Source organism: Myroides sp. (assembly GCF_032073645.1).
GTDB lineage: Bacteria > Bacteroidota > Bacteroidia > Flavobacteriales > Flavobacteriaceae > Flavobacterium > Flavobacterium odoratimimum.
This window is the reverse complement of sequence record NZ_DAMANB010000005.1, coordinates 1-13,684: the sequence shown is the minus strand read 5'-3', so window position 1 is coordinate 13,684 and position 13,684 is coordinate 1. Positions and strand designations below refer to the sequence as shown.

The 13,684-nt window shown below is 32.2% G+C and carries 13 protein-coding genes; 5 read left to right on the top strand and 8 right to left on the bottom strand.

What is annotated here, in order from left to right; translation table 11 throughout:
* Positions 1 to 51: 51 nt before the first annotated feature.
* Positions 52 to 942 (top strand): DMT family transporter, encoded by an 891-nt coding sequence (locus RT228_RS05080; RefSeq protein ID WP_313138487.1) that lies wholly within the window; start codon positions 52 to 54, stop codon positions 940 to 942.
* A gap of 122 nt (positions 943 to 1,064) precedes the next feature.
* Here RT228_RS05080 and RT228_RS05075 read toward each other — a convergent pair whose 3' ends face one another.
* Together RT228_RS05075 and RT228_RS05070 are read right to left on the bottom strand one after the other, a co-directional pair.
* Complete coding sequence (locus RT228_RS05075; RefSeq protein WP_006261634.1) at positions 1,065 to 1,997, bottom strand: helix-turn-helix transcriptional regulator; 933 nt, start codon at positions 1,995 to 1,997, stop codon at positions 1,065 to 1,067.
* Between the two features lie 139 nt (positions 1,998 to 2,136).
* Complete coding sequence (locus tag RT228_RS05070; protein WP_006265728.1) at positions 2,137 to 3,111, bottom strand: helix-turn-helix transcriptional regulator; 975 nt, start codon at positions 3,109 to 3,111, stop codon at positions 2,137 to 2,139.
* A gap of 166 nt (positions 3,112 to 3,277) precedes the next feature.
* On the opposite strand from RT228_RS05070, the gene RT228_RS05065 reads away from it, so the two are divergent.
* Both RT228_RS05065 and RT228_RS05060 read left to right on the top strand, forming a co-directional pair.
* A complete protein-coding gene (locus tag RT228_RS05065) occupies positions 3,278 to 4,423 on the top strand; it encodes a PepSY-associated TM helix domain-containing protein (RefSeq protein WP_313138486.1) in 1,146 nt (381 codons plus the stop codon).
* Between the two features lie 8 nt (positions 4,424 to 4,431).
* Positions 4,432 to 5,364, top strand: a complete 933-nt coding sequence (locus tag RT228_RS05060) for a siderophore ABC transporter substrate-binding protein (protein WP_039330127.1) — start codon at positions 4,432 to 4,434, stop codon at positions 5,362 to 5,364.
* A 104-nt stretch (positions 5,365 to 5,468) separates the two neighbouring features.
* Here RT228_RS05060 and RT228_RS05055 read toward each other — a convergent pair whose 3' ends face one another.
* Together RT228_RS05055 and RT228_RS05050 are read right to left on the bottom strand one after the other, a co-directional pair.
* A complete protein-coding gene (locus RT228_RS05055) occupies positions 5,469 to 5,957 on the bottom strand; it encodes an ecotin family protein (RefSeq protein ID WP_313138485.1) in 489 nt (162 codons plus the stop codon).
* 242 nt (positions 5,958 to 6,199) lie between these two features.
* Positions 6,200 to 6,634, bottom strand: a complete 435-nt coding sequence (locus RT228_RS05050) for an adenylyltransferase/cytidyltransferase family protein (RefSeq protein WP_006258385.1) — start codon at positions 6,632 to 6,634, stop codon at positions 6,200 to 6,202.
* A 908-nt stretch (positions 6,635 to 7,542) separates the two neighbouring features.
* Here RT228_RS05050 and RT228_RS05045 point away from each other — a divergent pair.
* Positions 7,543 to 9,000 carry a LuxR C-terminal-related transcriptional regulator gene (locus tag RT228_RS05045; RefSeq protein WP_313138484.1) on the top strand — a complete coding sequence of 486 codons (1,458 nt, stop codon included), beginning with the start codon at positions 7,543 to 7,545 and terminating at the stop codon, positions 8,998 to 9,000.
* 44 nt (positions 9,001 to 9,044) lie between these two features.
* On the opposite strand, the gene RT228_RS05040 is transcribed toward RT228_RS05045, so the two are convergent.
* The 4 genes from RT228_RS05040 to RT228_RS05025 form a co-directional block, all read right to left on the bottom strand.
* A complete protein-coding gene (locus RT228_RS05040; RefSeq protein WP_006265731.1) occupies positions 9,045 to 9,926 on the bottom strand; it encodes a PepSY-like domain-containing protein in 882 nt (293 codons plus the stop codon).
* A gap of 20 nt (positions 9,927 to 9,946) precedes the next feature.
* Positions 9,947 to 10,396: a PepSY-like domain-containing protein gene (locus tag RT228_RS05035; protein WP_006258389.1), complete on the bottom strand. Its 450-nt coding sequence runs from the start codon at positions 10,394 to 10,396 to the stop codon at positions 9,947 to 9,949.
* A 144-nt stretch (positions 10,397 to 10,540) separates the two neighbouring features.
* Positions 10,541 to 11,833 carry a sensor histidine kinase gene (locus RT228_RS05030; protein WP_058699793.1) on the bottom strand — a complete coding sequence of 431 codons (1,293 nt, stop codon included), beginning with the start codon at positions 11,831 to 11,833 and terminating at the stop codon, positions 10,541 to 10,543.
* Between the two features lie 3 nt (positions 11,834 to 11,836).
* On the bottom strand, positions 11,837 to 12,514 hold the full coding sequence (locus tag RT228_RS05025; RefSeq protein ID WP_006265733.1) for a response regulator transcription factor: 678 nt from the start codon (positions 12,512 to 12,514) through the stop codon (positions 11,837 to 11,839).
* Positions 12,515 to 12,686: 172 nt separating this feature from the next.
* Here RT228_RS05025 and RT228_RS05020 point away from each other — a divergent pair, with 172 nt between their 5' ends.
* Entirely contained in the window at positions 12,687 to 13,094 is a 408-nt protein-coding gene (locus tag RT228_RS05020) for a GNAT family N-acetyltransferase (protein WP_006258392.1), read from the top strand.
* The last annotated feature ends 590 nt before the right edge of the window (positions 13,095 to 13,684 follow it).

Below are 13,684 nucleotides of genomic sequence, written 5' to 3'. Positions count from 1 at the left end.
TACTACATACTAATACAGTATATTTTTGTTAAAAAATAAAACATAAGAAAAATGAAACAGACTGGTGTAATTGATTCAGCACAACAAACTTCAACAAGTGGTTGGATCAATGGATTCATAGGAGTACTTTTATTTAGTGGTTCTATGCCTGCTACAAAAGTAGCTGTACTAGAACTAGATCCGATATTCGTGACCGCAGCTAGAGCAGGTATTGCTGGTATATTAGCACTGTTATGTCTACTTGTCTTTAAAGAAAAAAGACCTACTAAAAAACAGTTATTGCCTTTATTTATAGTCGCTATAGGCGGGGTTATTGGATTTCCTTTATTATCCGCATTAGCGTTACAATATATCACCTCAGCACATTCACTAGTATTCTTAGGCACCTTACCGATGTGTACTGCTGTATTTGCGGTATGGAGAGGTGGAGAAAAACCAAAGTCTATCTTCTGGTTATTCTCGATACTTGGATGTCTATTAGTAGTGGGGTTTGCCTTTATGCAAGGAGTTACAAGTTCCCCTATAGGAGATATATTAATGCTTATCGCTATCTTATTATGTGGATTAAGTTATGCTGAAGGAGCTAAACTATCTAAATCTCTTGGAGGATGGCAAGTTATCTCTTGGGCAGTCGTATTATCTCTTCCTGTATCTATACCAATTATGTTGATTACTGCTCCTGAAGTACCTTCTCTAATAAGCACAGAAGCATGGATAGGGGTATCATATCTAGGAATATTTAGTATGTTTGTGGGGTTCGTATTCTGGTATAAAGGATTAGCACAAGGAGGTATTGCTTCTGTAGGACAGCTACAGTTATTACAGCCTTTCTTTGGGTTAGCTCTTGCAGCAAGCCTTTTAAACGAACAGGTAAGCACAGCTATGATTGCAGTAACTGTAGGCGTTATTCTATGCGTAGCTGGAAGTAAAAAATTCGGTTAGTAACCCCAATTACTAGCTACTTCAAACAGTGTAGAACAATACTAAAAGCAATCACCTTACTTTTGATATTTCCTCCTTCTGCACTGTTTATTTTTAGCTAAAAAGGGATTGGCTCTTAATTCTTAAAACTGAACAAAATTACCACTCTTTACATCTTTAGGCAACTCATTAAACTTTCGCTTAAAAGCAGCTGTAAAATGGGTTGGATTCTTATACCCAACTTGTTGAGCGATATCTGCAATAGACAAGTCTTGTTCTATCAATAGCTTCTGCCCCAATTCCATACGCTCATCATAGAGATGATTAAAAATGGTAGTAGAGAACAGTTCTTTAAACCCTCTTTTTAGTTTAAACTCATTGATTCCTGCTAATCTAGAAAGCTCTCTTAAAGAATATGGATTCTGAAGATTATTACTCACTAACTCTCTGACATAATATAGCTTATCAACATCACTCCTCGTCAGTGAACCACTTACCATCTCATATTTATAATCTCCACTATACTTAATCACTAAAAGAAGGAGCTCTACAATCTTGGTCTCCATATAAATCTTCTTCATCATACCGTCATAAGAATTATTGACTAAGTCATACAGTAACTTCTTCATCTCTGGAACAATCATTAAGTTAGAAGAAAAAGCACTTTCTCTCTCACTGTACAAAGATTTACCAAAGTCTCCTAACAACTCTAGATCTCCATTAAACATACGCTCTAAATAAGGCAATGTTAGTTCTATGCCTATAGCACTGTAGTTTTCTTCAACAGGGTTAAAAGCAAGGGAGCCATCAATATAAGGTAGATGAAAAAAACTAAAACGTCCTGTAGAAGTATTGACGCATTGTTTTTTATTGGATTGGTAAAAGTGTTCTCCTTGAAACAAAAAGAAAAGCTCAATGTGCTTCTGATCTCTTAACACTTCTTTCTGTTGTCTAGTTTTATGCTGTAAAGAAACGTGATCAATATGTAACTCTTCCATATCTAACAACTGTATATTCCCTTTTATGCCATGACTAGCATACCGCTCTCCTACATTTATCAATGTCTCTTTAACCATGATACCAAACTAAAGAATTATTACTATTCTACTGATTGAAAGTGACAAAGGTACTTAAAAAGATCTCCTAATTTAAATCAACTCTAAATAATATTCGTTAATTAATATTTAATTAGGACAACACCCTATTTCTTCACTCCTATTTTCTATGAATTAAAGTACTAGGAGGAACGCCATACTTCTTCTTAAATGCAATAGCAAAATGCTGAGGATACTCATAGTGAAGTAATTCAGCAACTTTATTGACTGAGAATTTCTGTGACGATAATAACTGATACGCATACTCAAAACGCAAATCTCTTACATATCTAATCAAAGAAGAATCATAGTATTTTTTAAAGTACTTCTTCAATTTATATTCATTGATATAGAATTTTTGACTCAGCATAGAGAATGTTATGTCTTGCAAGAAATGATTGTCTATCCAAGTTTTAATATGCAATAATTTATCAGCATCATTCATAGATTTTATTTCTTCTATTGGAGCTACCTTCCTCTCTAAAGACTCTTGGACACTTAACAGTAAAAGTTCTGTTACCTTAGTCTCTAAATAAACTAGTTTCAAATCTGGATGAACATCACTCTGTAAAATATTCAATAATAACTGATGTATCTCTACAGGGATTGTTTTCGCTTTTGCAAATAGTGTAGTCGTCTTTCCTTGTTTAACTAAATTTAAAAAAGAAGCCAAAGCAGGTATTTTAGTCTCAACTAGTTGTGCGAAATAGTCTTCATCAAAAAGAACCTCCACTACCTTTCTATTTGTTTTATACTTCAAATGCCCATTTACACGAGGTACATAAAGCAAATTAAAGCAATCCTGCGGAACCTCTATCGTCTCTCTTGCTGTAGAATAACAGGAATACCCCTCTAACTCTAACATGAGTTTAAAAGTACTCTTTTCGTTAATAACAGCGACATCTACAGGAGTAGGTACACTCCACTCTCCATAAGAGATAATAAAGTAGGGATGATCAATAAACTTCTGTTTAATAGGAATTCCTTTAAAGGTAAACTGCCCATATCTCTCTTTGTACTGTTCGCCGCTTCCCCACTCAATGCGATTTGGAATATTCTTTAATACCTCTTGATATTGCTGATATAAAAGACTCATAACTCGTAGATTTATTAATACTTTTTGCGTAGATGATGAGGCAAATTTACTACTATTTTCGCATCACAACAATTTGAATTAAATCTAAATAACTTTTAAACAACATAGTTATAGTTGTTTTACTTTATAGGTAACTCCCCACTATTACTATAAGTCTACTTATCTCATGAAGAAAAAAGGTAAATCAACTTTCTCCAAAATCATTGCTTGGTTACATTTATGGCCTAGTATTGTCGCTGGTATTATACTAGTCTTTGTCTCTCTTACAGGGACTATCATTGTATATGGAGATGAAATCATGCAGTGGTCTGCAGGGAAAGAAGCACGCTATATAGAGCCTAATGGAGTTCCTTTAAAAATAGATGAGATCACAGCTATACACAAAGAAAAATTCCCAGGACATAGCTTTTCTTATATAGTTGTAGATAGAGATCCTTCTAAAAGCTGGGTTATTAATTCAGTTGATCTAAAGGATCGAAAGCTAAGTTTTATCTACATTAACCCGTATACTGGGGAGGTACTAAAACAGGATCGCTCTATCAGTTTCTTCTATGTTATGGCACAACTTCACTCTAATCTGTTAATGGGTAAAACGGGAGGTTGGATAGTCGCAATCTCCACTATTATATTTGTTCTAAGCACCTTGACTGGATTAGTCCTTTGGTGGCCTAAAAAATGGACAAAAGCGACTAGAGATAGTAGCTTTAAGATTAAATGGAAAGCTAAGTTTAAACGTCTGAATTACGATCTACACAATGTATTTGGTTTCTATAGTGCTATTATTTGCTTTCTACTTGGAATGACTGGTTTACTTATCTTCTTTAGCCCTTTAATGAAAGGAACTGTAAGTCTATTCGGAGGAGAAGGTAAAATGTGGTTCTATACCTTACAAGACTATCCTAGAGACCATGAAGCGACTAAAGATTTAGCGTTCTATGATACGAATGTTCTAATCCAAAAAGCATTTGACTTACACCCAGATAAAACAATCATCAGAATCTGGACTTATAATTATGACAATGTAAGCATATACCCTTTCTTTTTAGGAACCAATGCTGGTCTAAAAAGTGAAGAAGGGAAAGAAGCTATTTACTTTGACAAATTCAGTGGAGAAATGGTCAATGATAGCAAAGAACAAAAGATCTACGATAAAGTAGACAATCTAGTCTGGCAAATACACATGGGTCAATGGTGTGGACAGCTAGGTAAGTTCTCTACGTTTATAGCTGGTATTATTGCAACTAGTCTTCCTATCACTGGATTCTTAGTATGGTGGGGACGCCGAAACAAAAAATCAAAATCTAAAAAATAGTAATCGTTATGAGAAAGCAATTAATAACTTTTGCTTTACTAGCCTTAACCATCACAGGCTGTAAAGAAAGTCAAAAAGAAACAGAAACTTCTAATTTTATAGAAGTAGAAAACAATGGAACAACGGTACAAGTACCTATACAACCCAAAACTGTAGCAGTCTTAGAAAGAGGTATTATGGAGAATATGAACGAATTGCAAATTCCGTTTCAGGGAATGGCAAAAGAGTTCACTCCTAAGTATTTATCACATCTTGAAAAGGATAAGAGTATCGTAGATTTAGGTGCTGTATTTAAACCTAATTTTGACGTAGTAGCTAATCTAAGTCCAGACCTTGTATTCATGGATAATGCCTTTCCTGCAGATTATGATGAAATGGTAAAAATAGCGCCTACCTTAATGTTAGGCATCCCTAATAAAGGAGATAACTATCTAAAGTATATACAGGACAATATTCTTCTACTTGGCAAAATATATCAAGTAGAATCAAAAGCAGAAGCGTTATCAAAGGATTTAGACACTCGTTTAAGTGATTTAAAAGCCCTTATTGCTAAAAGTGAAGCTAAAGCAATGGTAATCATCCATTCGGAAGGAAACTTCCGCTTATTTGACGAAAATACGCGTTATGGATTTATATTTAAAGACTTCGGTGTAAGAAGTGCAACCAATATCACTACGGAGATTGCCAATAATCATGGACAAATGATTAATAGTGAGTTTATCTTAGAACACAATCCTGATATCTTATTTATTATAGATAGAGACGCCATCGTACAAAACACAGATAAACCTACTCAAATAACTAATGCATTACTAGAAAAAGTAACTGCTTATAAACAAAATAAAGTTATCTATCTAGATCCAGATGCTTGGTTCTTATCTGGTTCTGGAGCTACTTCATTTAAAATCTTCTTAGAAGATATTGCCAAAGGTTATCATTAACACCACCATAATAATTCTACAAAGAAAGCCTCTTAAAATTACTTAAGAGGCTTTATTCTTTTGTATTCTTCTATAAAAGAGGTATTCTCTCTCTTATATTAGTTTTATTTTTTTCTTCTTACTTCACTTGCTTGGTACTCATCACCATCAGTAGTGTAAATTTTAAATCTTACTTCATATTCTTCTGGAACGTATACTACGATAGGCAATTTACCATTATAACGTGTTAAATGAGGTTGTCCACTTACAAATAAGTTTCTCTTAGCTGCGTCAGGGCATCCCATCATCGTAGAAGCTACATCTCCTTTCGTTGTGAATACAAAATAGCTATATCCCCAACCTTGAAGATCTTTCTCTTCTAATGTCCCCATTAAGTTAAAATGATTACACCCGTCTACCTCCATCATTTTACCAACTGTAAACTCGATCTTCTTACTATCATCTTTAGAAGAGTGAGGTACTTCAATTACTACTTGCTTATATCCTTTCTCTGGAGCAGGGAAAATAGATACATCTGTTCTTGCGATTGTCTGTGCCATAGTTACAGTCATTAAACCAAAAAATACAACGATTAAACTTAAAACTTTTTTCATTTCTTTTTCTTTTTAATTGACAACTCTTATTTCATATCAAAACAAAAGTTATTGTCGTTATTAGTTAATAGCAAATTACAAAAAAAACACAAGCCAACGTGTTAAATAATGTATTATTTATAGTTAAATCTAGAAACTGATTCAAATAAAACAACGTTTAAAAAGATTTACCATATTATTTTAAAAAAGAAAGCACAACTGAATTAACAATTGTGCTTTTTATAACTTATAGTTGGATAGTGTTATCCTATCTTCACTAGTTTACTGTTTTCTTTTTCTGCAACTTCTTTTCTCAATAAGCTACTTGAGAAACGGTGATCTCTACTGTTAAAGTAAAGCTCTATTCCTTTTTCTTCACAGTATTTACGTCCTGTAAAATTCTTATCTTGATACTCATCACCTAAAATACGAACATCTATCTTAAATGATCTTAAGATATCCTCTAAATCCTGTTCTGTAGCATAAGGAACAATCTCATCAACAAACTTACACCCCTTTAGTTGAATATATCTCTCAACTACAGACTGAGTTGGCTTATTTTTCTCTGGTCTATCTAAAGTAGGATCAGTTTGTAATCCTACAATTAAAAAATCACATTGACGTTTTGCATCTTCTAACATCTTCACATGCCCTGCGTGCAATAAGTCAAATGCACTAAAAGTTATTCCAATTTTCATACTTATCTTTTTTGCCTAGTTTTTAAACAGTAATAAAACAATTTATTAACCATTTATAAACTAGATTATATCTTGTACCCTTTTTTATTTTCCTAAATTAGGATACAAATTTACTAATTATATTCTATTTATGTTAAATCAAGATTAAAAAATATCAAATATTACAATTCTAAAACAATTTAAATATTGTTTTTTTTATAGAAAATAGTTCTAACATTATAAAAATGATAGAATAACAAAATATTTAACGTAGCACATTATTCATATAGTGTACCTTTTTTCTACAGAATGCCACAATTGATTTTGATTCTTCAATCACAAAGATAAATAGTCCTACCTCTTTTTAAATAAGGAATTCCGTAAAACAGCTATATTTTTTAGGGAAGGGCTAATATAGGTAGAGTATCTGGCTAAGTAATCACAAAAAAATCACTCCTGTATTTAGAACATTTTCTCTACAATCACTAACCAATATACCTTTTCATTAAAGGGGGTAAAAAAAGACTGCAGCACAAATTCTTAGGGAAAAGAATTGATTGTGCTGCAGGTGGGGAAAATACAATTGCTCAGAAAAAATCTTTGCAAAATACTCTACACTGAGCTAGCTAAATGTAAAGCTTTCCGAATTAAAAATTTGTTGTTTTGAATTACAAATATAGGAAAAGGTTCTAATAATCACTTCATACTAAAGTACCAAATTATCTCTAAAAAACACCATTTAACACATTAATAATAAACAATATAACATAGTTGTAGTACTAAAGTACTATATCTTTTTTTTTAGAAAAAAAGACAAATATGATAGATTTACTCAAAAAAAAACTCACTTTGCCATAAAACTTCAAGACGTGAACTTTTATTCTTGAAAAATAACTATTTTTGCCCCTTAAATCACTGACTAACAAAACATGAATGCCTTACACAGTTGTAAAAGAAAGAATATATTACAGATATTACTAATTTTACTACTATTCACACCTACGACTTATTGTTTAAGCCAAACTAACAATGAGCAATTTAATTTTATAGTAAACCACTTAAAATTCGAGGCACTAGATCATGACTCAACTACACAATATTCTAAGGATAAAGAAGGAAACACTTGGTTAAAAATAACTATCCCTCAAGATTTATTAAACAAACCACTTATATTACAATTTCCTACCATTCACGTAAATAATTATAATATTTATGCGAAACAGAATGGCCTATGGGAAAAAACAACCATAAATACTGACTTAGAAGGTGGAAAAATAAGTCCGCAATATCAAGAGAACCATTTTATCACTGGTCATAATACAATATATTTTAAGTCAAAATCTTCTTATGTTCATTATGGGAATTTTATACTTGTTGAGCGTGCAGAGTATAGAAGTATTATGCTTAATACAATGATCAAGATAGAGGTTTTTTATAGTTTATTTTTACTTTCTATAGCGCTAACCTTTGGCTTATATTCACTATTTAAAGAGAAAGTTATCCTTATTTATTGTATATATATCGTATCTGTCTTTATTATTTATTTAGTAGAAGATGGGTTACTCTATTTTTTATATAACAAACAGTGTAATGAGTTACTGATATTAGCAATATCTATACCTATTAGCTGTCTGATTTTCTCATTATTTATATACTACTTTTTAGATATCCAGAGATTACCATCAAAACTGAAATATTTTTACTCCTTCCAAGTGCTATTGTATATTGTATTAGGCATAGTACTTTATCAAACTAATAATTCACTGTACTTCATCATCATAGTATGTAGTACGCTAGTATCAACTATAATCACTTTAGCACTTGTCTTAAAGTATTATAAAGAGGATATGTCTGTTCGTTTTATTACTTATTCATTTAGTGTAATCGCGTTAACTTCGATGACGTATTATCTTTCTATATTTCCAGGTAATTACTATCTCTCATTTGTAGATAAGGATAAGATTCGTATAATCTATAGTATCGCATTTACTTTGGCAAGTTATTCCTTATGGATCAAAGCAAAGAAGCTTAAAGCAGATCATGAATCTCTTAAAAATGAATTAGAATCCCTTAAGGCTAATCAATCACAAAAAGCACACAAAGATTTAGAACATAAAGAAAAAACACCTAATCATTACACAGAAAAAAGTACTTTCAAAGAACAATCGATTCAAGATGTCTTAAAAGAAAAGTATCTATGTACTGATCGAGAAATAGACGTTATTATGGGGATATGGGATGGTCTGTCCAACCAAGAAATCGCAGAAAAACTCTCTATATCTCTTAGTACAACCAAGCATCATGTAAGCAATGCCTATACAAAGCTAGATGTAAAAACTAGGAGTCAAGCATTACTTTTAAAAGAGACCTTACTTTCGGGAAAATAAAAAAGAGCTACTTCAAGGTAGCTCTTTCTGTATTACTGTATCAATTAATTGTCTATTCGTAAGAAATTTCCTTCTAGATCGAATACTAACTCTATTTCTTGTGCTCCGTTTACTAATTCTACTTGATAAGTATTGTGCTCTTTCTCTATACTTTCAATATGGAATTTATTATAGTTCTTAACAATATAAGTATTAATAGCACTAGGTATAATCGTAGATGGGATTGCTACATTTCTCTTCGTTTCTATCTCTTTCCAATCCCCTGTAGTAGTAAATTCTACCTTTACACCATTCGCTAAATATACTTTATACTCATCTCCTGCTCTATCTAATTCTTTCTTCACTAAGACAAGCTCTACTCCTGTAAAATGAGTTTTTAAGAAATCCTGTGCTTTCTGTGGTAAATCTGTACCTGCGATTAACTCCTCATCTCTATCTAAATCTAAGTCAACACCTACAAACTCTTGTTTAGTATTAAAAATCAACTCTAAACCTGAACTAAGCTTTACTTCATAACCTCTTTTCATGTCTCTATCTATCTCAGTAATAGAGAATCCTTTATAATTCTTAACTATATAGTCATAGATATGAGGCACTTCACTCTTTAAAAACTCAACTGGTATAGCAGAGTCATCTTCCATTTCTACCTCTGTCCAATTTCCTGCTTTATCAAAATCTATTTCTACTCTATTGTCTAATCGTGTAGTGTATAGAGAACCATAATAATTAGGAGTAGTTACTTTAGTAGCATGTCTAAGAGATGAATTTGGAAACACTGTCTTTAAAAAGCTCTTAGAATTAGCAGGTAATTGCTCTTCTGTGATTTTTTCTACTTTGTGGTCATTTCCATTATCATCACTACTACATGCTGTGAATCCTAGCGCTACAGCTAACATTAAGGCTAAAGCAATTTTTCTTTTCTTCATTTTCTTTTTCTTTTAATTATTTATTGATCTATTCTTTTAAACTTCCCATCTTTTGAAAACTCTAATTCTACTCCATTACTTAATTTCACTTCATATTTTCGAGTTTCTTTCTCTATTTTAGTAATCGTCTCTCCTTTATAATGATCAGAAACGTAAGTCACGATTGGAGCAAGCATAAAGCCTGTAGGTAATGTAGTTGTGTTACCATCTACTTCATCCCATTCACCAGATTTATCAAACTCTACCTCTACATTATCTGTAAATGTCACTTTATATGACACAGATAAGAAGTCTGTATCCTTCTCTACCTTACTCACTTCTTTATCTTTAAAGTAAGTATCTATAAAACTACTTGCTTTCTGAGGTAATTCACTCTTAGTGATGATTACATCTTTCGCTAATGTCGATTGTGAAGCTAATAAAGCTACTGACATAAATAGTCCTGCAAACAATGTTTTTAAACTCTTCATAGTAATTCTCTTTTTAGTTTTACATGACAAACTTAGAAACACATTCTGGAAAGAATTGGGAATAATTACATTTTTAAAAAGAAATAGATTGAGTGCAAAGGGACAACCTAATAGATTGTCCCCTTTATAATTCACAGCACTTTATTACTTCAAATCATAGTCAGTGTGATATACTGTAAAATAATGCTTGTTATCAAAATGATATTTGATAGACAGATTATCTGTTACTTTTATAATAGTCTGTACTAGAGCAAGCCCGAGTCCTGTAGATTGTTCGTTCGTTGTACTTCTAAAGAACCTATTGTATATTAAGTTCTCGTCTAATGGAGTAGGAATTAAACTCGTATTACCAATTCTGAAGTAATGATTTGCGATCTCTACCTCTACCTCTCCTCCTTGTACATTATGTGTTAATGCGTTCTTTAGTAAATTCTGCACTAGCGTAATAGAAAGCCCTTTATCCATATTGACTATAAAAGGTTGCTCATCCTCTTTAACCGTTATACTAACCGCCTTATACTCAAAGAACTCTTCAAAGTCTTCTATCATCTCTCTAATGACATCATTAAAACTAACGTCTTGATAATTAACGAATTGATTATTCTCTATTTTAGCCAACATCAACAAGGATTTGTTCAGCTTAATGAGTCTTCTCAGCGTCTGATGAATAGATTGTATTTGTAACATCTGTTCTTCATTCAACTCTTCTTTTTCAGCCATTAATTCTAACTTATTACTCATAATAGCTAGAGGAGTCTGAGATTCATGAGCAGCATTAGACACAAAGGCTTTTTGCTGTTCAAAAGTACTTTCTATACGTCTTATCATCTTATTAATCTCTAGCTGTAGATCTGTAAATTCTCGGATAGGAGTCTTCGTCTCTTCCGTCACCACCTCTTTACCTATAGTATAGTTCTTCAGGTTACCTAGTAATTTATAAAATGAACCCCAAACTACTTTCCTTAAAATAAAATAGTTAATCAAGAATATACTGATTATCAACATCAAGTACAACGCCCCAACGGCAATACCAAAATCTCCTAATAAATCATCTGCTTCTATAGTAGAGGTACGTATCTCTAATAAAAAATTATCTCCATTCTTATCTTCAAAAGTAGTGGTGAGCATACGCACAGGTTCCTCATTATCATCCACATCCATATAGATCATTTCTGTAGTGAATACATTCTTTCTAGAGTATTCTCCTGGCGCTAATGGAGTAATTCTGAATCCACTTGCTCCGAATGACTGTATACTAGTGATACTAGGATTATTATATGCTTTTTTGACTATCTCACTTTTAGTGTTTTTCAGTCCATCATCTATATTATCATAGACCTCTTCTGTCATGAATGCGTAGAAGATAAGCACCCATACAGTAAGAACTATCACTATGCCAATGGATAAATACCTAAGTGTATAATTATGTAGTTTCATCCCCTATTCATTCACTAATTTATACCCCATTCCATACACAGACTGAATATTTACTTCCGCGTGATGACTCTTTAGTTTTTTGCGCAAGTTCTTCACCTGAGAGTACACAAAATCGTAACTATCTGCCTCATCCATATTATCTCCCCATATATGCTCTGCAATAGAAGATTTAGTCACTAATCTATTCGCATTCACTACAAAATAATACAATAGTTCAAACTCTTTATTATTAAGCAACATCGTACTTCCCTGCACGACTACCGTTCTCTCATCTATAAAAATCTCTATATTATTCCATTTTACACTCTGGAACCCCTGTTGATTCTTTCTTCTCAACACTGACTTTATTCGAGCTAATAGCTCCGATAGATGAAAAGGTTTAGTGAGATAATCATCTGCTCCTAACTCTAAGCCTAATACTTTATCATCTATAGAATCTTTAGCCGATATAATAATAACCGAGTCGGCTTTACCCATCGATTTGATCTCACGTAACAAGTCTATTCCATTACCATCGGGAAGCATAATATCTAACAAAATACAATCATAGTCATACCCTGCTAACTTCTCTATCCCTACCTTATAATTACTAGCCACCTCGACCAAGTAAAGCTCTTTTTCTAAAGATTCTCGGATGATATCTCTTAACTCCTGTTCGTCTTCAATAACTAAAATTTTCATATCCCTCCAATTAGTACTTACGAATATACAAGTTATCTAATTAATGTTTTTCCTTTCTATCAGATTAAATAATGAAATACGAATAATAAAGCTTTTAAACGCAAATTATCTCTGTCTATATTAAAGAAATAATCTTATTTTAGTTATGCCTTACACTTAACTGATTTAGCTTATGTATAGTACCGATAGACTACAGATATCTCCACTCTCTCATGCTGACAATTCCTTTATCATAGAATTAGTCAATACTCCTGGATGGCTTAAATATATAGGAAATAGAAATGTCTATACGGCAATGGATGCACAGATGTATATACAGAGTATATTAGATAACCCACAGTATCAATACTGGGTGGTCAATAGAAAAGAGGATGGGAAACCAATAGGATTAATCTCCCTGATTAAGCGAGACTACCTAGAGCATCACGATATAGGTTTTGCCTTCATACCCACTTACATTGGGCTAGGATATGCCTACGAAGCTACAAGCTTTATCATCAAGATAATAAGAGAAGATGCTAAATACAGTACTTTATATGCGACAACCCTTCCGATAACAAGAGTTCTATTAAACTGCTAACAAGATTAGGATTTACTTTTATAGAAACAATAAAACCTCATGAGGAGGTACTCAACTTATTTAAAATATAGTGTTTAAAATTATTGATAGTAGGTACATTAAAATATACTTAAATATATAATTAAAAAAAATCCCTTTCCGTAATGTATTAACGCAAAAGAACATTTCGTTTATAGACTTTTATTCATACAATACTTAGCCAAAAGCAAACGCGTTTATTAGGAAAGGGAATAAAATCGCATGAAGTACTAAGTCCCCACAATTCCTTCATACGGTGACAAAATTATATATTTTTGTAAGAGTATTCACTATGATAACAAATAATTATTAACCACTTCATCAACAATTCACTTTTCACTATAGAATCACATAAATTAACATATTATAATGCTAATTTATTCTAACATTAAGTACAATTATTCAATTTAAAAGTCGCTAAATGCGTAAATCAAAACCAGTAACCACGCTAATTCTATGCCTTTTTATAAAAGTTTAAATATTAACTAGATAAATATTGCCTTTTTTTGTCTTTCAATGGTGGATTCAAGTATTAAATGCAACAGTAACCATTAGGTTTAATTTTTCTGTAA

Coding starts and splice junctions, on each gene's coding strand:
- RT228_RS05060 (WP_039330127.1), top strand. CDS start 4,432: ATGAGAAAGCAATTAATAACTTTTGCTTTACTAGCCTTAACCATCACA.
- RT228_RS05045 (WP_313138484.1), top strand. CDS start 7,543: ATGAATGCCTTACACAGTTGTAAAAGAAAGAATATATTACAGATATTA.
- RT228_RS05025 (WP_006265733.1), bottom strand. CDS start 12,514: ATGAAAATTTTAGTTATTGAAGACGAACAGGAGTTAAGAGATATCATC.
- RT228_RS05080 (WP_313138487.1), top strand. CDS start 52: ATGAAACAGACTGGTGTAATTGATTCAGCACAACAAACTTCAACAAGT.
- RT228_RS05055 (WP_313138485.1), bottom strand. CDS start 5,957: ATGAAAAAAGTTTTAAGTTTAATCGTTGTATTTTTTGGTTTAATGACT.
- RT228_RS05040 (WP_006265731.1), bottom strand. CDS start 9,926: ATGAAGAAAAGAAAAATTGCTTTAGCCTTAATGTTAGCTGTAGCGCTA.
- RT228_RS05030 (WP_058699793.1), bottom strand. CDS start 11,833: ATGAAACTACATAATTATACACTTAGGTATTTATCCATTGGCATAGTG.
- RT228_RS05070 (WP_006265728.1), bottom strand. CDS start 3,111: ATGAGTCTTTTATATCAGCAATATCAAGAGGTATTAAAGAATATTCCA.
- RT228_RS05065 (WP_313138486.1), top strand. CDS start 3,278: ATGAAGAAAAAAGGTAAATCAACTTTCTCCAAAATCATTGCTTGGTTA.
- RT228_RS05075 (WP_006261634.1), bottom strand. CDS start 1,997: ATGGTTAAAGAGACATTGATAAATGTAGGAGAGCGGTATGCTAGTCAT.
- RT228_RS05035 (WP_006258389.1), bottom strand. CDS start 10,396: ATGAAGAGTTTAAAAACATTGTTTGCAGGACTATTTATGTCAGTAGCT.
- RT228_RS05050 (WP_006258385.1), bottom strand. CDS start 6,634: ATGAAAATTGGAATAACTTTTAGTGCATTTGACTTATTGCACGCAGGG.
- RT228_RS05020 (WP_006258392.1), top strand. CDS start 12,687: ATGTATAGTACCGATAGACTACAGATATCTCCACTCTCTCATGCTGAC.